This is a genomic window from Paucisalibacillus algeriensis (assembly GCF_000577245.1).
Classification (GTDB): domain Bacteria; phylum Bacillota; class Bacilli; order Bacillales; family Amphibacillaceae; genus Ornithinibacillus.
Genome location: NZ_CBYO010000011.1, coordinates 206,712 through 230,505 on the forward strand (window position 1 = coordinate 206,712; position 23,794 = coordinate 230,505).

At 36.2% G+C, this 23,794-nt stretch carries 23 protein-coding genes and 1 other annotated feature; all 23 genes read right to left on the minus strand.

Going from position 1 to position 23,794, the window contains the following annotated elements; translation table 11 throughout:
* Positions 1-27: 27 nt before the first annotated feature.
* The 23 genes from pyrE to spoIIGA all read right to left on the minus strand — a co-directional run bounded on the left by pyrE (position 28) and on the right by spoIIGA (position 23,662).
* The gene (gene pyrE, locus TY11_RS08290; protein ID WP_042144950.1) at positions 28-648 is read right to left on the minus strand and encodes an orotate phosphoribosyltransferase; all 621 of its coding nucleotides are present in this window, start codon (positions 646-648) and stop codon (positions 28-30) included.
* On the minus strand, positions 639-1,352 hold the full coding sequence (gene pyrF, locus TY11_RS08295) for an orotidine-5'-phosphate decarboxylase (protein ID WP_042144952.1): 714 nt from the start codon (positions 1,350-1,352) through the stop codon (positions 639-641). Before pyrF ends, pyrE begins: the two co-directional genes overlap by 10 nt.
* Positions 1,349-2,263 (minus strand): dihydroorotate dehydrogenase, encoded by a 915-nt coding sequence (locus tag TY11_RS08300; RefSeq protein ID WP_042144955.1) that lies wholly within the window; start codon positions 2,261-2,263, stop codon positions 1,349-1,351. The genes pyrF and TY11_RS08300 overlap by 4 nt, the downstream gene beginning before the upstream one ends.
* Entirely contained in the window at positions 2,260-3,012 is a 753-nt protein-coding gene (locus tag TY11_RS08305) for a dihydroorotate dehydrogenase electron transfer subunit (protein WP_304413180.1), read from the minus strand. Before TY11_RS08305 ends, TY11_RS08300 begins: the two co-directional genes overlap by 4 nt.
* Entirely contained in the window at positions 3,012-6,212 is a 3,201-nt protein-coding gene (gene carB, locus TY11_RS08310; protein ID WP_042144960.1) for a carbamoyl-phosphate synthase large subunit, read from the minus strand. Before carB ends, TY11_RS08305 begins: the two co-directional genes overlap by 1 nt.
* Positions 6,205-7,305 (minus strand): glutamine-hydrolyzing carbamoyl-phosphate synthase small subunit, encoded by a 1,101-nt coding sequence (gene carA, locus TY11_RS08315; RefSeq protein ID WP_042144962.1) that lies wholly within the window; start codon positions 7,303-7,305, stop codon positions 6,205-6,207. The genes carB and carA overlap by 8 nt, the downstream gene beginning before the upstream one ends.
* The gene (gene pyrC / locus TY11_RS08320) at positions 7,298-8,584 is read right to left on the minus strand and encodes a dihydroorotase (RefSeq protein ID WP_042144965.1); all 1,287 of its coding nucleotides are present in this window, start codon (positions 8,582-8,584) and stop codon (positions 7,298-7,300) included. Before pyrC ends, carA begins: the two co-directional genes overlap by 8 nt.
* Positions 8,559-9,464, minus strand: coding sequence for an aspartate carbamoyltransferase catalytic subunit (locus TY11_RS08325; protein WP_042144967.1), 906 nt, complete (start codon positions 9,462-9,464; stop codon positions 8,559-8,561). The genes pyrC and TY11_RS08325 overlap by 26 nt, the downstream gene beginning before the upstream one ends.
* Positions 9,465-9,675: 211 nt before the next feature.
* Entirely contained in the window at positions 9,676-10,221 is a 546-nt protein-coding gene (gene pyrR, locus TY11_RS08330) for a bifunctional pyr operon transcriptional regulator/uracil phosphoribosyltransferase PyrR (RefSeq protein ID WP_042144969.1), read from the minus strand.
* A gap of 157 nt (positions 10,222-10,378) precedes the next feature.
* Positions 10,379-11,287 (minus strand): RluA family pseudouridine synthase, encoded by a 909-nt coding sequence (locus TY11_RS08335; RefSeq protein ID WP_042144971.1) that lies wholly within the window; start codon positions 11,285-11,287, stop codon positions 10,379-10,381.
* Positions 11,288-11,755, minus strand: coding sequence for a signal peptidase II (gene lspA, locus TY11_RS08340; protein ID WP_042144974.1), 468 nt, complete (start codon positions 11,753-11,755; stop codon positions 11,288-11,290).
* A gap of 189 nt (positions 11,756-11,944) precedes the next feature.
* A complete protein-coding gene (gene ileS, locus TY11_RS08345) occupies positions 11,945-14,701 on the minus strand; it encodes an isoleucine--tRNA ligase (protein ID WP_042144976.1) in 2,757 nt (918 codons plus the stop codon).
* Positions 14,702-14,785: 84 nt separating this feature from the next.
* Positions 14,786-15,012: a binding site (T-box leader), on the minus strand.
* A 58-nt stretch (positions 15,013-15,070) separates the two neighbouring features.
* A complete protein-coding gene (locus TY11_RS08350) occupies positions 15,071-15,574 on the minus strand; it encodes a DivIVA domain-containing protein (RefSeq protein ID WP_042144978.1) in 504 nt (167 codons plus the stop codon).
* Positions 15,575-15,743: 169 nt separating this feature from the next.
* A complete protein-coding gene (locus TY11_RS08355) occupies positions 15,744-16,523 on the minus strand; it encodes a YlmH family RNA-binding protein (protein WP_042144980.1) in 780 nt (259 codons plus the stop codon).
* 8 nt (positions 16,524-16,531) lie between these two features.
* A complete protein-coding gene (locus tag TY11_RS08360) occupies positions 16,532-16,813 on the minus strand; it encodes a YggT family protein (RefSeq protein ID WP_042144981.1) in 282 nt (93 codons plus the stop codon).
* Between the two features lie 8 nt (positions 16,814-16,821).
* On the minus strand, positions 16,822-17,247 hold the full coding sequence (locus TY11_RS08365) for a cell division protein SepF (RefSeq protein WP_042144982.1): 426 nt from the start codon (positions 17,245-17,247) through the stop codon (positions 16,822-16,824).
* Positions 17,248-17,257: 10 nt separating this feature from the next.
* On the minus strand, positions 17,258-17,935 hold the full coding sequence (locus TY11_RS08370; protein ID WP_042144983.1) for a YggS family pyridoxal phosphate-dependent enzyme: 678 nt from the start codon (positions 17,933-17,935) through the stop codon (positions 17,258-17,260).
* 27 nt (positions 17,936-17,962) lie between these two features.
* Complete coding sequence (gene pgeF / locus TY11_RS08375) at positions 17,963-18,772, minus strand: peptidoglycan editing factor PgeF (RefSeq protein WP_081755878.1); 810 nt, start codon at positions 18,770-18,772, stop codon at positions 17,963-17,965.
* A 30-nt stretch (positions 18,773-18,802) separates the two neighbouring features.
* Entirely contained in the window at positions 18,803-19,060 is a 258-nt protein-coding gene (locus TY11_RS08380; RefSeq protein ID WP_042144984.1) for a YlmC/YmxH family sporulation protein, read from the minus strand.
* A 138-nt stretch (positions 19,061-19,198) separates the two neighbouring features.
* Complete coding sequence (locus TY11_RS08385) at positions 19,199-20,728, minus strand: BCCT family transporter (protein WP_042145273.1); 1,530 nt, start codon at positions 20,726-20,728, stop codon at positions 19,199-19,201.
* 288 nt (positions 20,729-21,016) lie between these two features.
* Positions 21,017-21,796 (minus strand): RNA polymerase sporulation sigma factor SigG, encoded by a 780-nt coding sequence (sigG, locus tag TY11_RS08390; RefSeq protein ID WP_042144987.1) that lies wholly within the window; start codon positions 21,794-21,796, stop codon positions 21,017-21,019.
* Between the two features lie 119 nt (positions 21,797-21,915).
* A complete protein-coding gene (sigE, locus tag TY11_RS08395) occupies positions 21,916-22,635 on the minus strand; it encodes an RNA polymerase sporulation sigma factor SigE (RefSeq protein ID WP_042144988.1) in 720 nt (239 codons plus the stop codon).
* Between the two features lie 106 nt (positions 22,636-22,741).
* Positions 22,742-23,662 carry a sigma-E processing peptidase SpoIIGA gene (gene spoIIGA / locus TY11_RS08400; RefSeq protein WP_042144990.1) on the minus strand — a complete coding sequence of 307 codons (921 nt, stop codon included), beginning with the start codon at positions 23,660-23,662 and terminating at the stop codon, positions 22,742-22,744.
* Between the last annotated feature and the right edge of the window lie 132 nt (positions 23,663-23,794).

Sequence of the window (23,794 nt, forward strand, 5' to 3'; positions counted from 1 at the left end):
TATAACTCTACTTATTACATTATGAATTTATGATCCAATAGAGTTGCGCCATTCTAATAGTACTTCTTTTTCCTCTTCACATAGCTTCCCGTCTTCTACTAAAGCTTGAATTAGCTCATCATAGTTTGTAAGACTTTTATATTGAACATCTGCTGCTTCAAAGTTAGTTTGTGCTTTTTTCAATCCATATGTAAAGATAGACATGACTTCAAGTACTTCTGCGTCAGCATTTCTAAGAGCATCTACTACTTCTAGTGAAGAACCACCTGTTGAAATTAAATCCTCAATCACAAGTATCTTTTTCCCCTTAACACTGTCCCCTTCAATTTGATTACCTTTCCCATGACCTTTTGGCTTGGAACGAACGTAAACCATTGGAAGATTTAATCGATCTGCTAACCATGCTGCATGAGGAATCCCAGCAGTTGCACAACCGGCAATTACATCTGGTTTTACCTCCATATGACTAACCATTTCTACAAAAGCATTGGCAATAAATTGACGCACCTCAGGATACGACATGGTGATACGATTATCACAATAGATTGGTGACTTTATTCCAGAAGCCCATGTAAAGTACTCATTCGGATTTATTTGCACAGCCTTGATTCTTAATAGGTCTCTTGCCAGTTCTTGACTTAGTTGCATTTCGATTCCTCCCACTCTGCTACCGCCTGTTCATATGCTCTTCTTGGATTTTCTGCTTGTGTAATACTACGTCCAATTACTAAGTAATCTGCACCATTATTCCGGGCAAATCCTGGTGTTGCAACACGCTTTTGATCGTTTACATTTGAATCAACAAGTCTGATCCCAGGTGTGATGGTAATAAAATTTTCTCCACATGCTGTTTTAATTTGTTTTGCTTCATGTACAGAACAAACCACTCCATCAGCCCCTACTTCTTTGGCAAAGGATGAAAAACTTACTGTGGTATCTAACAGATTACCAGGTATACCTAACTCGCCATTTAATACCTTCTGATCCATGGAAGTTAATACGGTTACTGCTATTAGTTTGGTATCAAAGTTAGGATTTCCATTTACGAGTCCTTCCTTTGCTCTCTGAATCATTTCACTTCCCCCAAGAGCATGAACATTAACCATATCAACTTCTAGACTTGAAAGTACTTTCATTGCACGCATAACAGTAGTAGGGATATCATGAAGTTTTAAATCCAGGAAAATCTTATGGTTATTCTGTTTTAGCTTTTCAATGATTCCGAGACCTTCACGATAATAAAGTTCCATCCCTACTTTAACTGGAACACCATATAAATCACTTTCCTCTAAAAATCTACCCGCTTCTTGCCAACTCGGAAAATCCAACGCTAAATAAATAGATTCTGTCACGAGACAATCCCCTTTCCAATCGCTTCTTGAACGGAGTGGAAGCCATATTTTTCTAGTATATTTGGTAACTCATCGATAATTTCAGAGCAAATAAATGGATTTTGAAAATTAGCAGTACCAATCGCAACAGCACTAGCACCTGCTAATAAAAACTCCAAAACATCCTCTGCATTTTGGATACCACCCATCCCAATAATTGGGATATTAACTTGCTGACTCACTTCATAAATCATACGAATAGCTACAGGTTTAATGGCCGGTCCAGATAACCCTCCCGTTCTATTAGCTATAAGAGGTTTTCTACTTGGTAGGTGGATTTGCATACCTGTTATCGTGTTAATCATGGATAGTCCATCCGCTCCAGCCGCTTCAACTGCTTTAGCCATCGAAACTATATCCGTCACATTCGGAGATAACTTTACATATACCGGTAAATTACTAGCTTTTTTTACAGCCTCTGTTACCCGAGCAGCCATGGATGGATCCGTACCAAATTGAATTCCACCTTCTTTTACATTGGGACAAGATATATTCAGTTCAAGTGCATGGACATGTTCTGTCTCGTTAAATGCATGAGCTACCTCTTCATATTCCTCCAATGTACTTCCAGCTATATTGGCGATTATCTTCGTATCAAACTGAGATAAAAATGATACTTCTGTTTCCATAATCTTATAAACACCAGGATTTTGAAGTCCAATCGCATTTAACATCCCTGATGCCGTTTCAGCAACCCTAGGAGTTGGATTACCTATACGCCCTGTAGCCGTTGCTGCTTTCATGATTACGGCACCTAGTTTACCAAGGTCATAGAAATCGCTATATTCCCGCCCAAATCCAAAACACCCAGAAGCTGGCATTATAGGGTTCTTTAATGATAAACCCGGTAGTTCAATTGCTAGATTGGTCATAATGTAACCTCCTCTGCTTGGAAAACAGGTCCATCCTTACAAATTTTCTTATAACTAGTACCATCCTTCGTTGGTAAGACACATGCAAAGCACGCTCCAATACCACAGCCCATTCGCTCTTCTAAGGAAATAAATCCTTTCTTTCCTTTAAGCTTAGCTGTTAGAGCCTTAAGCATTGGAATTGGGCCACAGGAATAATAACAGTCAAATCTACCAACTTGATCTATTACATCCGTGACAAATCCCTTATGTCCATACGAACCATTATCGGTAACAATAAAGGTCTCTCCTAGTTCTTGAAATTGTTGCTCATAAAACACATTATCTTTCTGTTGGAAACCAAGGATAGTTACAATATTGATTCCATTTTCTTTTAGTGTTTTGCCTAGATAATACAAGGGTGGTACACCAATTCCTCCCCCTATTAACAGGACGGTTGATTTAGATTCACCATCCGTTGTGAAACCATTGCCAAGGGGCCCTAACACATCTAAATATTCACCTTGTTGATAGTTTGCTAGTTCGTCTGTACCCACACCATTTATCTTAAATAGAATAGTAATTTGATTTAGTTCTTTGTTGCAATCAGCAATGGAAATTGGTCTTCTTAATATGTGTTTGCCAACTTGAATGTGTAAAAATTGACCTGGCACTGCGATTCCACTAATAAATTGGTTCTCAAGTACCATTTCTATCGTATCTTTTGCTATACACCTAGTGGATACAATTTTCATTTTGTCCTTTTTAATCATGATAAAACAGCCTCTTTTGTTTGTACTGGGTAGGCAGAAAATGTTGTTGAATCAATGACATTCAGAATTGCGTTTGCTGTATCTAAGTTTGTTAGACAAGGTATTCCTCGTTCTACAGATACCCTTCGAATCATAAATCCGTCAGAACGTGGCTTTTTCCCTGAAGTTATCGTGTTAACGACAAATTGAACTTTCCCTTGCTCAATGATGGATAGGACGTTAGGTTCTTTTGCCCCCACTTTTGCAACTTCGACAACTGGAAGATTGGCACCTCTTAAAAACGATGAAGTACCAGCAGTTGCATAAATCTGGAATCCTAATTGATGGAATCGCTCAGCAACCTCTAGCATTTCAAGCTTATCTTTGTCCGATACCGTAATTAATACTGCCCCTTCACTTGGAACTGAGATACCTGCCGCAAGCAATCCTTTATACAATGCTTTTTCCATTGTTTTATCATAACCAATGGCTTCACCTGTTGATTTCATTTCAGGCCCCAGAATGGTGTCTACACTTCGTAACTTTTCAAAAGAAAATACCGGAATTTTAACAGATACTAAATTAGATTCCGGCAGAATACCAGATTGATAGCCTAATTTACTAAGGCTTTCCCCTAGAATACATCTTGTTGCTAAATTTGCCATCGTAACACCAGTAATTTTACTTAAGAATGGTATAGTTCTACTCGCTCTTGGATTTACCTCCAACACATAAACATCCTCTTCACGAATAATAAATTGGATATTTACTAAGCCTTTTACGCGTAGAGCTTTTGCTATCTTTAACGTTGCTTCGAAGCATTTTTCTTTTACTGTTTCCGATAGTCTTTGTGGTGGATATACTGCAATGGAATCACCGGAATGGACTCCAGAGCGCTCTATATGTTCCATGATTCCTGGTACAATTGTAGTTTCTCCATCACTGATGGCATCAACTTCTACTTCAATTCCTGTAATATATTTATCTATTAAAATTGGATGACAGTCCGTAATATGCCCTGTCTTTTCCAAGTAAGCTTCTAGTTCTTCTGTATTGTAAACGATCTCCATACGGCTTCCCCCAATTACATAAGAAGGACGAACCAATACTGGATATCCAATAGATTCAGCTACTTCAATTGCATGATCCATATGCTTAACTGCTTTTCCTTGTGGTCGTAATAACTTAAGTTCATCCAATAAAACCTCAAACTTATCTCTATCCTCAGCGGCATCAATGGCTTCAAGGTCTGTTCCTAGAATGGTAACACCTCGTCTTGTAAGTCCTTCTGCCAAGTTTATAGCAGTTTGACCACCAAATTGGACAATAACACCTTCTGGCTTTTCAAGATTAATAACATGCATAACATCTTCCAAAGTTAGCGGTTCAAAATATAACTTATCTGAAATACTAAAGTCTGTTGAAACTGTCTCAGGATTATTATTCATAATGATTGCTTCATAACCCATTTCTTTAATCGCTAATACAGAATGGACAGTTGCATAATCAAACTCAATTCCTTGCCCGATACGAATTGGTCCAGAACCTAGAACCAGTACCTTACGATTTGTTGAAGAAATTGATTCATTCTCTTCTTCATAGGTGCTATAAAAATATGGTGTTTGTGACTCAAATTCCGCTGCGCATGTATCAACCATTTTGTATATAGGAATGATATTTTCTTTCATACGAAATTGATAAAGTTCATCTACAGTTGTTTCCCATAGTCTCGCAATATGATTATCTGAAAAACCTTTTTCTTTTGCTTCTTGCAAAACTACTTTCGAGTATTGATTAGAACTAATTTTGTTCTCAAACGCTACAAGTTCTTCAATTTTCTTTAGGAAGAATGGGTCAATTTTTGTTAGAGTAAAGATTTCTTTTAATGTAATGCCCCGACGGAAAGCTTCAGCTAAAACGAAAATTCGTTCATCATCTGCTTTTTGTAATCTATATTTCAGATCCTCAATAGATGCAAATGTTAAACTTGCTAAGCCTAGCTCTTCCGTTCCATTATCCATAGATCGAATTCCTTTTAACAACGACTCCTCAAAGTTTCTACCGATCGACATTATCTCCCCTGTTGCTTTCATTTGTGTACCGAGTTTACGGTCACCGGTCACAAATTTATCAAATGGAAAACGTGGAATTTTTGTCACCACGTAGTCGAGTGCTGGTTCAAATAAAGCAAATGTAGTTCCCGTAATTGGGTTTTTAATTTCATCTAATGTTAGTCCAACAGCAATTTTTGCTGCCATTTTGGCGATTGGGTAACCAGTTGCTTTTGATGCAAGCGCAGATGATCGACTAACACGTGGATTTACTTCAATTACATAATAATTAAAGCTGTTTGGGTCTAATGCTAATTGAACATTACATCCACCCTCTATTTTTAAAGCACGGATTATTTTTAGTGATGCATTTCTAAGAAGCTGGTATTCTCTATCACTTAAAGTTTGTGAAGGTGCCACTACGATTGAATCACCCGTATGGATACCGACAGGGTCAATATTTTCCATATTACATACAACAATAGCTTGGTCATTTTTATCACGCATAACTTCATATTCAATTTCTTTAAAACCAGCAATATTTCTCTCTATTAAGCACTGATGAACCGGAGACAATGCCAATCCATTACGAGTTATTTCACGTAAGTCACTCTCGTCGTAGCACATACCACCACCGGTTCCCCCTAATGTGTAGGCAGGTCGAACAATAAGTGGAAAACCTATTTTCTCTGCAAAATCAACTGCGTCTTCAACCGTATTAACAATTCTACTTTCCGGAACTGGTTCACCTAAGACAACCATTAGTTCACGAAATTTTTCACGATCTTCAGCTTTTTCAATTGCCTCTAATGAAGTTCCTAAAAGTTTGACATTGTATTGTTCAAGAATTCCCGTTTTATCTAGTGCAACAGCTAAGTTCAAACCAGTTTGACCACCTAATGTTGGAAGTAATGCGTCTGGCTGCTCTTTTCGGATAATTTTGGTTAAAAATTCAACAGTTAACGGCTCCATATAGACCTTATCTGCAACCGTTTGATCTGTCATAATGGTTGCTGGGTTGGAGTTAGCAAGAATCACCGTGTATCCTTCTTCACGTAATGCTTGGCAAGCTTGAGTACCTGAATAGTCGAATTCTGCTGCTTGACCAATTACAATTGGGCCTGAGCCAATTACTAAGATTTTCTTGATGTCTGTATTTTTAGGCATAAACTTCTTCCTCCCATTTCGCTATATGATTATCAATTAAGGTTAAGAAATCATCAAATAGATAATTAGAATCTTCTGGTCCTGGTGAGCTTTCTGGATGATATTGAACCGAAAAAGCAGGATATACTTTATGCTTAATTCCCTCAACAGAGTTATCGTTTAAGGCAATTTGAGTTAAAAGTAAATCAGTATTTTTTAATGATGACATCTTTACTGCATACCCGTGATTTTGTGAGGTTAAGAAAGACTTTTCATTCACCAAATCTTTAATCGGATGATTTCCACCACGATGACCAAATTTCATCTTCTCTGTCTCAGCACCACAAGCTAAAGCTAATAGTTGGTGACCAAGGCATATTCCAAATATTGGAATGGTTGGCACAACTTTTCGAATCATCTCAATTGCCTCTGGTACATCTTGCGGATCTCCTGGCCCGTTTGTTAACATGATACCATCTGGCTTCAATCGTAAAATATTCTCAGCTGGATAATTGTATGGAACCACTGTAACATGACAGTTTCGTTTCGTTAATTCTCTTAAAATACCATGCTTCATACCAAAGTCTACAAGAACGATACGGTGCCCACGTCCTGGAACAATATATGGTTTTGTGGTTGAAGTTTGTTTAACTTGATCATGAGAAACTGGAGTAGCTGCTAACTTGTTTAATAGCTCTTCCTCGGGAAACTCAACATTTGCAATATAGCCTCTCATTGTCCCAGTTTTACGAATTACTTTCGTAAGTTTTCTAGTATCAATTCCAGCTAATCCAGGAATATCGTGTGCTTTTAGAAAGCTATCTATACTTTCATCACTTCTAAAGTTAGAGGGATACTCACAATATTCCTTTACAATTAATCCATTAATAAATGGTGCTACTGTTTCAAAATCATCACGGTTAATGCCATAGTTTCCAATTAACGGATAGGTTAACGTTACAATTTGTCCACAGTATGAGGGATCAGAAATGATTTCCTGATAACCTGTCATACCAGTATTGAAAACTACCTCACCACTTATTTCATTATCACTTCCAAAGCCCTTTCCAATAAAAACAGTTCCATCTTCTAACACTAATTTTCTATTAAGCATTTTTATCCTCCTCGTAGACAATCTCTCCTTCATAAATGGTAAGTATCGGAACCCCTGTTACATTCCAATTATGAAATGGTGTATTTTTACCTTTTGAATATAAGGTATATTTATCAATTATTGTTTCTGCTTCAAGGTTTATTAAAGTTAAATCAGCTATTTCTCCTTCGGCTAATTTTCCATAAGGTAAATCAAAAACAGTTGCTGGTTTAATAGTTAGCCAATCTACTAACTGCTTTAATGAAATTTCTCCAGTATTCACAAGGTTGGTATAAAGTAAAGGAAAGGCTGTTTCTAAACCAACTATTCCAAATGGAGCCTTTAAAAACCCCTGAGCTTTTTCGTCTTCACTGTGTGGAGCATGATCAGTTGCTATAAAATCAATGGTTCCATCTATTAACCCATCCATTAAAGCTTGTTGATCTGCCTTACTTCTAAGCGGCGGATTCATTTTATAATTTGCATCATCTCGAAGAACCATTTCTTCGTTTAATAATAAATGATGTGGAGTTACTTCAGCAGTAACTTTAATCCCAGCTTTTTTAGCATCCCGAATGACTCTTACTGACTCCTTTGTACTAACATGACAAACATGGTAATGACAGCCAGCAGCCTCAGCTAATAATACATCTCTTGCAATTTGTACAGATTCACTTAATGAAGGGATTCCAGGTAGGTTTAAACGGTTGCTCACATCTCCATCATGAACAACACCTCCATAAACGATTGAATTGTCCTCGCAATGCGCAACAATGGCTTTGTTATTTTCTGCTGCTTTTCTCATCGCTCGAAGCATGGCATCAGCTGTTTGAATGCCAACACCGTCATCAGTAAAAGCAAAAATGTTTAACTTGGATAAACTTTCAATATCAGTCAATTCTTCTCCTTTTAATCCTTTTGTAATGGATGCATAAGGAAGTACACGAACAGTAGCATCTTGTTCAATTTTATCTAGTAAGCTATTAATTGTTTCTTCACAATCAGGAACTGGATTCGTATTCGGCATCGAGCATACAGTTGTAAAGCCACCTCTCGCAGCTGCTTTTGTTCCTGTTTTAATAGTTTCCTTGTGCTCGCCACCTGGTTCACGTAAATGTATATGTACATCGATGAATCCTGGTGTTAGAAGATTACCTTCGCAGTCAATCGTTCTGTCTAATTCCTCTATCTCAATTGAGGCATTTATCTCTTTAACTTTACCTTCATCAACTAAAACGTCACAGCTTTCTAACTCACCATTTTCTAACAATCGTTTAGCATTCCTTAATAAGATTTTCATCTATAATCCCCCATTCTTTTAATACATGTGTTAAGATTGCCATTCTAATGTAAACGCCATTCGTCATTTGTTTGAAAATTCTTGAACGGCTACACTCGACTAAATCTCCATCTATTTCCACACCGCGATTAATTGGTGCTGGGTGTAATATAATCGCATGTTGTTGCATCTTACTCTCTCTTTCTTTTGTTAAGCCATATTGTGTAAGGTAACTGGAGGTTTCAAGTTTTTCTTCATGTCTTTCGTGCTGGATTCTTAATAGCATGAGAACATCACAATATTGAATTGCTTCATCAAGGCTTACATATGGGTAATCGAGTGATTCATCTTCATAACCAGGTGCGGCACTTAAGAATACATTCACACCAAGCCTTTTAAGTGCATGTGCATTAGATTTAGCTACCCGGCTATGTTTGATGTCACCAACGATAACTACATTCAAATCTTTAAATCTACCAAATTCCTCATAGATGGTGAGAAGGTCTAACATACATTGTGTTGGATGTTCTGCCTTTCCAGCCCCTGCATTGATGATTGGAATATTAATCTTCGGTTCTAATTCTGTAATCCAATTGTCTGATTCGTGTCGTATTATAGCTACATTTGCACCAATGGATTCAAAGGTTTTAACTGTATCGTAAAGAGATTCACCTTTTTGTAAGCTTGATGCTTCTGCATGGAAGTTTAGTACTTCTAAACCTAGTTTTCTTTCAGCAATAGTAAAGCTCATTTTTGTTCTTGTGCTAGGTTCAAAAAATAAGTTTGCTGCGAATAGTTGACTTGAAATTTTATGGTTTGTTGTTTTGTATTTTCCTGCGTTTTCTAATAGCTCTAGAATTTGTTCGTTGGTTAATTGATTGATTGAGATAAAGTGGTTCATGAATGACACTCCTGTCCGGAAGAAATGTTGTATCCCGCGTTCTTATAAATTCCTTATTCACACAAACTAGATATTTTTTAAAGAGTTAATAAGTCAATAAAAAAACCTCTTTGCAATTTTGGTCGCAAAGAGGTACACGTGCAAGAAATCTTTGTGCACGTAACGTGAGCGACCTTGTAAACCTCTCTGGATTTAATTAAAGGTCTATATCTTATTTTTCGTAGATGGATACCAAGTCAGTTCCGTCATCCACTTCATTAAGCTGAACAACAATAATCTCCTTATCTGATGTTGGAATGTTTTTTCCTACATAATCTGCCCGGATTGGTAATTCGCGGTGACCACGATCAACCAATACCGCTAATTGGATTTGTGAAGGCCTTCCTAAATCCATCACTGCATCCATTGCCGCACGTACAGTTCTTCCTGTGTAAAGTACATCATCGATTAAAATAACTTTTTTATTATTAATATTAAAAGAAATATCTGTATCACGAATCTCAGGCTCATTTGATTCTACTGCCTTTGCTAAATCATCCCGATATAACGTGATGTCTAGGTCACCAATTGGTAATGTGACCCCTTCAATATTTTTTATCTTTTCTTGAATACGTTTTGCTAAAGGTACTCCCCTAGTTTTAATTCCTACAATAACTAGGTTATCTCCACCTTTGTTTTTTTCTAAGATTTCATGAGCAATACGGGTAAGCGCTCGATTGACAGCTTGCTCATCCAGAATTTCTGTTTTCTTATTCATATTCTTACCCCCAAAATAAAAAACCCATTTCTCCATGAGGAAAAAAGGGTTTTAAATACATGTATCCTGTATATTAACCGTTCCCTTTTTAGCCTCTCTGGACTTATTTAAAGGTTCTTATTCATTTGCTTTATTATTTCAGAATTAATAGGTTTTGTCAATACATTTGTTCCAGGGTTTCCAAGAGCTTTTGGAAGTAATTTGGCGCTTCCACTTCAAATCGAAGCCACTCTCCTGTTACAGGATGTGTAAATCCTAAAACTTTTGCATGTAGAGCTTGGCCTTTCGTATCTAATGTTTTACGAGGACCATATTTGGGGTCGCCAACTAGCGGGAATCCGATATAACGCATATGAACACGGATCTGATGTGTTCTTCCAGTCTCTAATTGACATTCAATATGTGTAAATTCATTAAAACGATGCAATACGTGAAAACGGGTTAAAGCTGGCTTCCCATTTTCAACGATTCCCATTCTTTGTCTATCTTTAAGGTCTCTTCCTATCGGTGCATCAACCATACCAGTATCATGATTTATAACACCATGAACAACCGCTTCATATTTTCTTTCAACATCTTTGTTAGATAATTGTTCAGCAAGACCCGTATGAGCCCTATCACTCTTTGCTACAACTAAAAGACCACTCGTGTCTTTATCAATACGATGTACTATCCCAGGTCGTTCCACTCCATTGATTCCCGATAAATCATCGCAATGATATAAAAGTGCATTTACAAGAGTACCAGACTGATGCCCTGCAGATGGATGAACTACCATTCCTTTTGGCTTATTCACTACTAATAAATCTTTATCTTCGTATACAATTTCTAAAGGGATATTTTCTGGTTCAATATCTAAGGATTCAATCTCAGGCACTGTCCATGTAATAACGTCGCCTACCTGACATTTATAATTGGCCTTGATTATCTCATTATTGACTTTAACAAGCCCTTTTGTTATCCAACCTTGAATCTGTGAACGGGATTGTTCAGGATTTATGTCGGCTAATAATTTATCAATCCGCAGTTTATTTTCATTTTCCGTTACAACGTGTTGTAAGCTCATCTATGCCTTTCCTTTCTGTTTCTTTTCCTCAAATAATGTTGCAATAATAACTAAAATAACACCAATTGTAAGAGATGAATCGGCTATATTAAAGATTGGGAAATCATAGCCAAATATAATAAAATCAAAGAAATCGACAACCTCTTGATGGAATAAACGGTCAATAAAGTTTCCAATTGCTCCACCTAAGATAAGTCCAAGTGCTAAAGCAAACAACTTATTATCCTTACCATATTTATGTAAATAATAAATAATCCCTATAATTACAATGATGGTAATGATATAAAAGAATCCCATCTTTCCTTCTAAGATCCCCCATGCAGCACCACTATTACGATGTGATGTTAGATAAAAGAAGTCTTCAATTATTGGTATTTGTTCGTATAATTCCATGTTTTTCACTACTAAGTATTTTGTAAACTGATCGATTGCGATAACGATAGCTGCTAAAAGATAATAACGATACATTCCATTTTCCTCCGATATAACTACTTCTATACTTATAGGTAGGATTAAAATCCTTAGTTTATCTTATACTTTATCAGGCAAAAATTCAATAATTTAAGGGTAGGCAAGAAACACTCTCCAATCTAATAAACAAAAGGAGTACAAACCACGATGGATTTGTACTCCTTTTTAAAAATATATTCATAGCTCTTATGCATGATAATGCTTTTCAACGACATCCGCACAACGTGAACATAATGATGGATGTTTTACATCATTTCCAACTGTATCAGATGCTACCCAGCATCGTTCACATTTTTCACCTGAATGTTTTTCTACAAGAACATCCACATAGCGATAATCATTAACCTTAGCAGCACTGGCTACTATAGCTGCTTCTGAAACGATAAGCAGTTGATGAACATCTTCAATTGAATTTAATACTTCTCTCGATTGGTTATCTTTAGGTACAACTGTAATTTTGGCCTCTAATGACTTTCCGATTATTTTTTCATTACGTGCATCCTCTAAAGCTTTTAGAACATCATCACGGATAGCCATAAAGTGATTCCATTTGTCTTCTAATCCCGTAAATCCTTCAACTTCCCTTGGTTCCGGAATATCAGTAAGTTGTGGGCTAGTTTCCTTTACACCAGGAATATATTCCCACACCTCATCAGCCGTATGAGGAATGATCGGTGTTAATAATTGAACCAATGTTGTAAGGATTTCATAATATCCAGTTTGAATGCTACGACGACGATGGTTGCTTGCTGCCTCAATGTATAGGATATCTTTTGCAAAATCTAGATAGAATGAGCTCAAATCATCAGCACAGAAGTTATGGATACGATGGAAGATGGGTGAGAATTCATATTTTTCATAGCTTTCTCGAACTTCCTTCACTAATCTTTGCAGGCGATGTAACATGAAACGATCTACTTCTTCCATTTTCGCTTCTGGAACACGATCTGTTTCTGGATTGAAATCAGCAAGGTTCGCTAACATAAAGCGGAAAGTATTACGGATTTTACGATAGCTTTCCGAAGTTTGTTTTAAAATATCATCTGAAATGCGTACATCAGCTTGATAGTCAACAGACGAAACCCATAAGCGGAGAATATCAGCACCTAATTGTTTTAATACTTTAGAAGGTAAGATAACATTACCTAATGATTTACTCATTTTACGACCATTACCATCTAGGGTAAATCCATGACTAATAATTGACTTATACGGCGCTTTTCCGGTAACAGCAACTGCCGTGGATAGAGATGAGTTAAACCAACCCCGGTACTGATCACTACCTTCTAAATATACATCAGCTGGTCTTCTATGATCTTCCCTGTTTAATAGTACTCCTGCATGTGATGAACCAGAATCAAACCAAACGTCCATAATATCCATTTCTTTCGTAAAATTACCATTTGGACTGTGCTCTGAAGTAAAACCTTCTGGTAATAAATCTGTTGCTTCACGTTCGAACCATATGTTAGAACCATGCTCAGCAAATAGGTTTGCCACATGCTCAACAGTTTCATCTGTTATAATCGGTGTTCCATCTTCACCGTAGAAAACAGGAATTGGAACCCCCCAAGCACGTTGACGAGAAATACACCAATCTTCACGGTCACGTACCATGTTATATAATCTAGTTTCCCCCCATGAAGGGTACCATTTAACCTGCTTGATTTCGTTTAAAATGTCTTCACGGAAATCTTTAATGGATGCAAACCACTGCGCCGTTGCACGGAAAATAGTTGGCTTTTTCGTTCTCCAATCATGAGGATAGGAGTGCGTAATAAAGCTCATTTTTAATAATGATCCTACTTCCTCAAGCTTCTGAGTTACTACCTTATTTGCATCATCATAAAACAAACCTTCAAAACCTGGTGCTTCACTCGTAAACACACCTTTTTCATCCACTGGGGAGATGGTTTTTAAACCATACTTATTCGAAACAAAGAAGTCATCTTCCCCATGACCTGGTGCTGTGTGTACACATCCTGTACCAGCATCAGTTGTAACATGCTCACCTAACATTACAAGTGATTCACGGTCATAGAATGGATGCTTTGCGGTAATACGTTCTAATGCTTGACCTTTGAATGTCTTAACAACCTGCGGATTTTCCCATTCTAACTCTTTCGTTAAATTCTCTAAAAGCGCTTCTGCAACAACAAATTGGTTACCATTTACTTCAGCCACAACGTAATCAACATCGGGATGAACACTAATTCCTAGGTTTGCTGGAATTGTCCAAGGTGTTGTCGTCCAAATCACAATCTTATCTCCAGTATCTAAGACACCTTTACCATCTAATACGTCAAACACAACGTAAATAGATGCTGAACGTTTATCATAATATTCAATTTCCGCTTCAGCAAGAGCAGATTCCGAAGATGGAGACCAATAAACTGGCTTTAAGCCTTTATATATATAGCCTTTTTTTGCCATTTCACCAAATACTCTAATTTGCTCTGCTTCATAATCTTTCGTAAGGGTGATATATGGATTGTCCCAATCCCCTCGAACACCTAACTGTTTGAACTGCGTACGTTGGTTATCAACTTGTGACAATGCATATTCTGCACATAGTTGTCTAAATTCAGCAACAGATAATTTTTTACGATTTACTTTTTTATTTTTCGTTAAAGCCGTTTCAATTGGAAGGCCGTGTGTATCCCAACCTGGAACATATGGTGCATGATAACCTGACATTGATTTATAACGAGTAATAAAGTCTTTTAGAACTTTATTCATGGCATGCCCTATGTGAAGGTCTCCATTCGCATAGGGAGGACCATCATGTAAAATAAATAGTGGTCTACCTTTTGTTCTTTCTAAAGACTTTTCATATAAATTAACTTCTTCCCATTTCTTTTGTCTCTCTGGTTCTTTGTTTGGCAAATTTCCGCGCATTGGAAATTCGGTTTTTGGCATGAGTAATGTTTCTTTATAATCCACTGACTATTTCCTCCTTATGTTTAACGAATCAATTCCAATTCTTAAAATATTAAAAATAATAACAAAAAAAGCCTCTCGAATCCCAAAAGGGACGAGAAGACTCGCGGTACCACCCTTATAAACTTAAAATGATCATTCATTTCAAATTCACTCGATATTCGTAACGTGAATAATACGTCCAATTCTACTTCCCCTATTCAAATTGGATACTCGAGAGTGATATTCTAAAAACGTACTGTACTAGGCTCACACCAACCCCTAGCTCGCTTAACAAGCATCTATTTTTATACTGTCTCTGTCATCGCATTTCTATTATTATTTACCTATTTGTGTATGCATTATATGTAAATTTTCTTCAAACGTCAAGGTTTAAGATTCTTGTTTAGCAAATTCTAAATCATTTCCCATCTCAACCTCAAATAATTCTTCCCAATCATCTGTTCCAATCATATCAAGTTGAGCTTCAACTAACATCTTTAGTCGAGTTCGGAAAACCTTTGCTTGTTTCTTTAACTCTTCTACTTCAATCGAAATTTTACGAGATTTACTTAATGCTTCATTAATAATTCGATCAGCATTTTTTTCGGCTTCCTTAATAATAAGCTTAGATTCTTTAGAAGCATTGCCTTTAAGTTCTTCAGCAGTTTCTTGCGCAATAAGAATGGATTTATTTAATGTCTCTTCAATATTGGTAAAATGGCTAAGCTTTTCATTCATCTGTTCTATTTTCTCTTTTAATTCTTTCTTCTCCCGAATAACTATTTCATAGTCTTTAATAACCTGATCTAAAAATTCATTAACTTCATCTTCATCATATCCACGAAAGCTTCTTGTAAATTCTTTATTATGAATATCTAGTGGCGTCAATGGCATAGCGTTTACCTCCCTAAATAATTTTAATAGATATTATAAGTCCATAATTTAGTATACCAATTATTTTCGACAAAAAGTATGGTTTTCCTGCAATTTTAGAACTTTTTAACTAAAAAATCTGAAAGAACGACTCTTTGATATCCATTATATATCAAAAAACCGTTCTTTACTATACCAGCAATAAGGCGGTTGTTACTTTAATTTTTTCTTTTTTTGTTTGACCATTTATTCCAACAAGCTTACTGCGACCCTTTCCCCTCAAAGAAATTAAGTCACCTTCTCGAAGAATAAATTTGCTATCCTCGACAACACGATAATTAACTTTAACTAAGCCTTTTTGAACAACATCCTGAGCATCTTTTCTAGAAATAGAGTAAATTTCTTTTAGCATAGTATCTAGTCTTAAGGAAGAGACAATTTTTTCTGATTCAGACCAAATGGATTCTAGTTCAATTAAATCTGAAACAGGTTTTTCCTCAAAATTAATGGTTGCCCGCTTAATTCCTGTTAAATTCATGATAACAAAAGAAGAAATGTCTTGATCAAGAATTATTTGTACTTTACCATCACCAGCGAAAATATCCCCTAGCTTTTTTCGTTTAACACCTAGTGATAAAAAGGCTCCTAACACATCCCGATGTGCAACCGAGATAAACTTTTCATGGTAGGTTGCCTGCACTAAACAAATATTAAAATCCTCATCCGAAATTACTTCATAATAAGGAGCAATAATTGCTCTTTTTCTTTCCGAATGAATTCCACCGCCAAACAATCGACACTGAAGTTCATCATCGGCTGTTCCTATTAGCATTTCAACAATTTGTTGTTCACGTGGATCAAGAAAGTCAGTTAATTTAGCTTGAAAAGAACGCTCTACCTGCTCTTTCCATGACAAAACCTGATCAATGAAACCATGCTCTTCTTTGCGAAAGTGTTGATAAATATCCATTTATTTCATTACCCAGCAATAAACCGAACAATCATGTTATATAAGCCCCAAATTCCAGCCCCAGCCAAACGCAACACAATAATGGCTACAATTGGTGAAATATCAATCATGCCTAGAGGGGGGATGATTTTACGAAATGGTTCCAGAAAGGGCTCATATAGTTTGGTCATAATACTACCAAAAGTTGATTCACGTGCACCTGGAAACCAAGACATGAAAATATAAATAATTAAGCCAATAGAATAGATTTCTAAGGCTCTGGCTAAAATATCAAAAATTATGTATAACATATACTAATTTACCATCCTTTATTCAGATCTTCTTCAAATGATTCCGATATGGAACCAGTTACATCAACATTATCCGGCGCACAAAGAAAGGTTTGCGATCCTAAGCGTTGAATAATACCATTAACTGCATACACGGTTCCACTTAAAAAGTCAACTATCCTCTTTGCCTCATAGGGTTGCACTCGCTGAAGATTAATGACAACCGATCGTTTATTTACAATGTTATCTGCTATTTGTTGTGCTTCTTCAAACGTTCTTGGCTCACAAAGAACAACTTTTGAAGAGGAGGTTTTTACACTTGTTAAATTAATTACATTATTATTTGTTAGGTTTTTCTGGTTGCTTGGTGTCATAACTTGTTCCTCTTCGACATACTCATATTCATACTCTTCGTCTACTGCAAAAAGCGTCTTAATCTTATTTTTAATACTCAATTTCGTCACCTCACATATTTGACCCTACTAATTTCGAGCCGATTCTAATATGGGTTGCACCCTCCATTATGGCAATCTCATAATCATTGCTCATTCCCATGGATAAATAGTTACATGGTGCATGTTGATAATTTCTTTGTTTTACTTTATCTCTTAATTCCCCGAGTTCACGAAATACTTTATGTAATAATTCTTTGTCATCTGAATGTGGTGCCATCGTCATCAGTCCTACAATACGAATATTTGCGTATTCAGATGTCTTTTCAATGAATTGTATGACATCTTCTGGTTGTATGCCATGTTTTGATTCCTCACCACTTACATTAACTTGTACAAAACAATCCTTAACGGTAGAAGCACGCTTGTTAATTTCTTTTGCTAATGACAATCTGTCCAGTGAATGTATATAATCTACCTTATCAATAATGTCTTTTACTTTTCTTGTTTGTAAGCTACCAATAAAATGCCAAGAAACTCTATTACCGAAGTGATTATATTTTTCAATGAAACCTTCTTGACGATTTTCGCCAAGATTTAGTACTCCAGCATCTACTACTTCCTCAGTTCTCTCTATTGTAACATATTTCGTAACCGCTATGATGGTAATATCTTCGGAATTCCGATTGTTATTTCTACATGCCGCTTCTATTCTTGCTTTGATTTCTGTTAAATTTTGTGAGACATCCATTACTAATTATTTCTCCTCCTTGAAAAATCAACAGCTATAGCCAATAAACCCTAACATCCGACCAGTTTTCCCCTGGTCTCGGCGATGTGAGTAAAATAGGTTTTCATCTCTAAACGTGCAATAATTTGTTATATCTATATTACTACGAAATACACCTGATTGTACAAGGATTTCGACATTTAGTTGTTTTAAATCTAATAAATAGTGCCCATTCCCTACCGGTGTTAACACTTGCTTTCTGTGTTCCATCGGTATATGTTCCTTTACATATTCATCTACTTCATAATATTCATTAGAAATGCATGGTCCTATTGCAACCATTAAGTTTTTCATGTCGCAACCAAGCTCCAATAATTTTGTCGTCATTTCCTCTGCAATTCGACCAACCGTTCCCTTCCAACCAGCATGAGCTACACCAATGTATTTCGTAACTGGATCAAAAAAGAATAATGGTACACAATCAGCAAAAAATGCCGTACATAGAATACCAGATTCTCTGGTTATTAATCCATCTATCCCCTTTAGAGAGGATACTACTGACTTTGCACCTTTTCCAATGTCTGCTAAATCAGCAATATGTACAGAAGTATGGTGTACTTGTTCACCGGAAACCCATTGCTCTAAAGGAATATTTAGTGTCGTTGCAAGCTTCTCTCTGTTGGCAATAACATCCCCGTATGAATCTGAAACATGTAAACCAAAGTTATTGGAAGAAAAGTAGCCTTTACTAGTTCCTCCATTACGGGATGTAAACCCCACCTTTAAATTGGGATCTTTTTCCATCCATTTATTAATCATTAATAATTCATTTCCAACCAATTCGAAAACGTCTTCCACAGTAATTCCTCCTGCTAGTTTTAGCTTGACTTATTCAATGTATAATTTCGGACGAGTTACATCTTTCACTAAAATTACGTCGGAGCCAATTGTCACGATTTGTTCCCAATATATCATCAATTCATCTGACTTTCCAAAAAAACCACCCTTTTTTTCACGAGTATAGATCACAAGAGCGATTATTCTGCCACGGTCTGGGTCAATTTCTAAATCTGAAATGTGGCCTAATCTTCTTCCATCATTGATCACAATTACTTCTTTTACTTGAAGATCAGATAATTTTATCATCACGGCTCACCTACCCTTACTAGTGATGTATATGCATGAAGTTGTTCGTTCATTCTGAGCTTGGGTGATAAGGTAATGACATGCTAAAACTAAAATAGAGTCTGTAATGAAAATATCTTCAAAACAGACTCCTTCCAATTAGTCTTTATCTTTTTTTCGTAGTTCCCTCAAAGCTTCCCTTTTTTCTTCCATTGCCATTTTTCTTGCTATCCTAGGGGCATTCCACAATGGCGGCAGTAATAGAAAGGAAACAGGCACTGCCGTGATAACGATGGAATTTTGAATGGATGTGATACTTTCCCCCATTGGCAAGATCATTACTGTCGTCAGTCCAAAAATGGCTGCCCAAAAGACTCTTAACCAACGTTTGGGTTTATCATTTCCCGTTAAAGTTGCTGCAACGGTATAGGACATCGTGTCAACCGTTGTCACAACAAATATAATAGAAACAAGCAAAAATCCTATTCCAAATATTGTCCCTAGGGGTAGTTGATCTGTTATTGCCATCACGGCTGCTTCCATTCCACCTTCAGATAATGGTTTAGAGATTGAACCTGGGTTTTCCTTTTCAAAAAATACTCCAGTCCCACCAACAACCGAGAACCAAAAGTTATTAACAATAGGGGCTACAATAGATACAGCAATAATTAATTCCCGAATTGTTCTTCCACGTGAAATTCTGCTTATAAATACAATTAGCATCGGGGCATATCCGATAAACCAACCCCAAAAGAATATTGTCCAACCACCAAGCCAACTACTATCCCCACGGAATAAACTCATCGTAAAGAAATTTTGTAGGTGTACACCGGTTCCACCGACAAAAGCATCGATAATAAACATCGTTGGGCCTAAGAGGAGAACCATAATTGCCAGAAAAATGGTGAAACCAACATTATAACGGCTTAATGTTAAGATTCCACGATCAACACCTGTCGCAGCAGATATAGCAGCTATAATAGCTAAAATTATTACTACGGTGAGACTTAAGGTCATGGTATTCGGTACATCAAATAGATGGTTTAATCCATAAGCAATCTGTAACCCTAAGAATCCAAGTGGCCCCAATGTTCCAGCAACCGTAGCAATTATAGAAAAGGTATCTGCTGTTGTACCAATCATACTTTTATAATAAATTTTTTCACCAAAAATTGGATATAACAATCCCCTAGGTCGTAAGGGAAGTTTTTTATTGTAGTGCACATACATCATCACAATCGATGCCAGTGTTCCTAAGATAGCCCATGCCGTAAAACCCCAATGCATGTAGGACTGGGCAAAGGCAGCGAACATATTATTAAATTCCCCACCACCAAATAAAGGTGGTGTATTCATATAATGATACATTGGCTCTGAAGCAGCCCAGAAAACACCACCACTAGCCAACAACGTTACTAGTATCATAGCTATCCACCGAAAATAACTATATATTGGTCTATCTTGTTTCCCTAATCTGACATTACCATATTTGGAAAATGCCAAACCTAGACCAACCAAAAAATTACCTAACAACAGTAGCTGCCAATAGGCACCAAAGAAATCTGCGGAGTACTCAAACAGAACGGTGATTGTTGTTCCGACTCCTTCGCTATTAAAAACAGATAACAGAATAAATGCAATTAAAAAACCACCACTTGCAATAAACACAGGCCAATCCAAATGTTTCATTTTGTTAAATCGCACGCTGTTCCTCCTAATTATGTATAAGCAAGTGTCTAAAATAATATTTAACATTAAAGACCGTATGGTAGATAGTATTTTTTAAAATTCTCCATTTAAAAAATACCAGTGACACAACCACGCCTTGCTCAAATGTAAACACGGTTACCAATTATACAGGTAACAAATCAACACGTCAAAGCATCTAAAAATGACTATCAAATCGAGTTGCGATTTAATAGTCATTTATCTGCTATAAGTAATTCTTGAAAACATAGCTATCTTTTCTACTTAAAATTACTCAAACATTTGCTTATTCATTTGGCTTATCGCTGCTTTTTCTAGTCTGGAAACCTGTGCTTGAGAGATACCTATTTCATCGGCAACTTCCATTTGTGTTTTCCCTTGGAAAAAGCGTTTATTTAATATCATTTTTTCTCGTTCATTTAATTGATACATACCTTCCTTTAAGGATAGTTTATCAACCCATGTGTCATCTTTGTCTTTATCATCACTAATTTGATCCACCACAAAAATTGGGTCGCCCCCATCATTATAGATTGGTTCAAATAAGGATACAGGATCTTGGATAGCATCCATGGCAAATACTACATCCGAATGTGGAACACCCATCTCCTCAGCAATTTCTGCCGGTGTAGGCTCTTTTGAAGTTTTATTTATAAGTTTTTCACGTACCTGCAATGCCTTATAGGCAATATCTCTTAGAGAACGAGAGACTCGAATTGGATTATTATCTCTTAAGTAACGACGTATTTCTCCAATAATCATTGGCACTGCATAAGTAGAAAATCTTACATTATGACTTAAATCAAAATTATCAATTGATTTCATTAAACCAATACAGCCTACTTGAAATAAATCGTCTACATATTCACCTCGATTATTGAATCGTTGAATTACACTTAATACGAGACGAAGGTTTCCGTTTACTAATTCTTCTCTTGCATGAATGTCTCCCGATTGCATTTTAACGAATAATTTTTTCATTTCGTCATTCGTTAATACGGGTAATTTTGATGTATCAACTCCACAGATTACTACTTTATGTCTAGTCATTCTATACCCTCCCAGTTGGAGATGCTGTTCAAGGACAGTATCTCCTAGGAAGGGAAAATTTATGCAAATCTAGAAATTATATTATGGTCAAATTCTACTGCATTCTTGTGATATCAAGGCTAGACCATTTTATTAAATTCTTTTTTCAAACGGCGAATTATTTTCTTTTCTAAACGTGAAATATAGGATTGAGAAATCCCCAACATATCAGCAACATCTTTTTGTGTCTTTTCTTCTTCACCTATTAGACCAAATCTAAGCTCCATGATTTGTTTTTCTCTCGCATTTAGTTGAGATAATGCATTTTGTAGCAAATGTTTATCTACTTTAGTTTCCAAATTTCTAGTAATGACATCATCATCTGTTCCTAATACGTCTGATAATAATAATTCGTTTCCATCCCAATCAATGTTTAATGGTTCATCAAAAGAAATCTCTGACTTTAGCTTATTATTTCTTCTTAAATACATTAATATCTCATTTTCAATACATCTTGACGCATATGTCGCTAGTTTAATCTTTTTTTCTGGATTAAATGTATTTACCGCTTTAATTAATCCAATCGTTCCAATACTAATTAAATCTTCAATATTAATGCCTGTGTTTTCAAATTTCCTTGCAATATAAACCACTAATCGGAGGTTTCGTTCAATCAGAACAGACCTTGCAGAAGGATCTCCCTTTGTTAATTGGATTAATAGCTCACCTTCCTCTTCCTTTGAAAGAGGTGGTGGTAATGCTTCACTTCCACCTATATAATAAATTTCCTCAGATTTGATGCCTATTTTTACTAGTAGCTTATACCACCAAATACGCATTTTAAATGATAATTTTTTCATTATGTATCGCTCCTTTTTCTAGCTTGTATTTTAAGTTTCACTAAATGATGCCCACGTTTCCAGGACTTTTAAACACTAACTGGTAAATTCACATATGATTGCCATGTTATGCTGTATGAATAGTTGCTAGTTTAATAATTTGAGGATGAAGTAAACAGTTATATCGTTTGTCTTTAGTTAAATCTGCAAATTGAATACCAATTAATACCTTTGTCGCTTCAATTTGTTGATTATGGTATAGGATTGTAAGTTTTTCAGGTCTAATAGTGAAAAGAAATTTGCTCTTTCCTTCAACTCCGTGAAATGGAACAACTTGAATATAGTTCTCCCAGGAATTCGGAATTTGTTCTATATTAAACTCCTCATATGCCTGTTTTAGATTTTGCCATTCTTCTTTGGTAAACCATTGTTGCAAAAATATCTCATCACAAATAATGACTGGTCGCTTCGTCAATGGATCTACTAATTGATTGCCACTGTCAATAAAACCAGTAGTTGAAAAAGCCTTATTTTTAATTCTGATGGATACCTCATAAAGTTGGTCATAGCGGATCTTTTCAATTGCATGCTTGTCCAAACGATTCTTCGTAAACCAAAAAACAATCGGAAATCCAATTACGACGAAAACCCAACTAATTGGATCCCCATATCCACTACTAAAAGAGAGGAACCCGATGGCGGATAAAGCAACTGGACTTTGTAATAGATAATGTGCTGCGAACAATCCACCTCCAATTGCAAATGACACAAAATAAAACAATAATAATTGCTTTAACATTCGATTAAAGGTGATAAACCGGAATGTAACCAAGATAATTAGAATAGAATAAAGTATCTTCCCAAATACTGTAGTGATATATGAGTTTGGAAAATATAGTGTCATTGGAACAATTAATGATGCAAAAAAGGCCCCTAATATTAATCTGCTTTTGGGTGTAGACTCACGACAGAGTGCTTGTGTTAACATCAAAAGCATAAAATCTAAGAGAAAATTCAAAACCCATACTGCATCAAGGTAAATAGTCATACTATTCTTTCCTTTCCGGGTTTTACAAAGGATATATTCTAATTGTCATTGTTTCCTCTAAGAAATTCACTCCTTTGAAACCTAATAAGTTTGGAGAAAAAAACTCAGATTTTCTATTTCGGTAAGTAAGCA

What these genes read in the sequence shown, in the direction of transcription:
- TY11_RS08350 (WP_042144978.1), bottom strand. Translation starts at nt 15,574, where the DNA reads ATGCCATTGACGCCACTAGATATTCATAATAAAGAATTTACAAGAAGC.
- pyrR (WP_042144969.1), bottom strand. Translation starts at nt 10,221, where the DNA reads ATGAATAAGAAAACAGAAATTCTGGATGAGCAAGCTGTCAATCGAGCG.
- pyrE (WP_042144950.1), bottom strand. Translation starts at nt 648, where the DNA reads ATGCAACTAAGTCAAGAACTGGCAAGAGACCTATTAAGAATCAAGGCT.
- pyrC (WP_042144965.1), bottom strand. Translation starts at nt 8,584, where the DNA reads ATGAAAATCTTATTAAGGAATGCTAAACGATTGTTAGAAAATGGTGAG.
- TY11_RS08355 (WP_042144980.1), bottom strand. Translation starts at nt 16,523, where the DNA reads ATGGATATTTATCAACACTTTCGCAAAGAAGAGCATGGTTTCATTGAT.
- TY11_RS08380 (WP_042144984.1), bottom strand. Translation starts at nt 19,060, where the DNA reads ATGATAAAATTATCTGATCTTCAAGTAAAAGAAGTAATTGTGATCAAT.
- lspA (WP_042144974.1), bottom strand. Translation starts at nt 11,755, where the DNA reads ATGTATCGTTATTATCTTTTAGCAGCTATCGTTATCGCAATCGATCAG.
- carA (WP_042144962.1), bottom strand. Translation starts at nt 7,305, where the DNA reads ATGCTTAATAGAAAATTAGTGTTAGAAGATGGAACTGTTTTTATTGGA.
- TY11_RS08360 (WP_042144981.1), bottom strand. Translation starts at nt 16,813, where the DNA reads ATGTTATACATAATTTTTGATATTTTAGCCAGAGCCTTAGAAATCTAT.
- TY11_RS08385 (WP_042145273.1), bottom strand. Translation starts at nt 20,728, where the DNA reads ATGAAACATTTGGATTGGCCTGTGTTTATTGCAAGTGGTGGTTTTTTA.
- sigE (WP_042144988.1), bottom strand. Translation starts at nt 22,635, where the DNA reads ATGAAAAAATTATCATTTAAAATGCGTATTTGGTGGTATAAGCTACTA.
- TY11_RS08300 (WP_042144955.1), bottom strand. Translation starts at nt 2,263, where the DNA reads ATGACCAATCTAGCAATTGAACTACCGGGTTTATCATTAAAGAACCCT.
- TY11_RS08370 (WP_042144983.1), bottom strand. Translation starts at nt 17,935, where the DNA reads ATGGATGTCTCACAAAATTTAACAGAAATCAAAGCAAGAATAGAAGCG.
- TY11_RS08335 (WP_042144971.1), bottom strand. Translation starts at nt 11,287, where the DNA reads ATGAGCTTACAACACGTTGTAACGGAAAATGAAAATAAACTGCGGATT.
- TY11_RS08325 (WP_042144967.1), bottom strand. Translation starts at nt 9,464, where the DNA reads ATGAACCACTTTATCTCAATCAATCAATTAACCAACGAACAAATTCTA.
- spoIIGA (WP_042144990.1), bottom strand. Translation starts at nt 23,662, where the DNA reads ATGACTATTTACCTTGATGCAGTATGGGTTTTGAATTTTCTCTTAGAT.
- sigG (WP_042144987.1), bottom strand. Translation starts at nt 21,796, where the DNA reads ATGACTAGACATAAAGTAGTAATCTGTGGAGTTGATACATCAAAATTA.
- carB (WP_042144960.1), bottom strand. Translation starts at nt 6,212, where the DNA reads ATGCCTAAAAATACAGACATCAAGAAAATCTTAGTAATTGGCTCAGGC.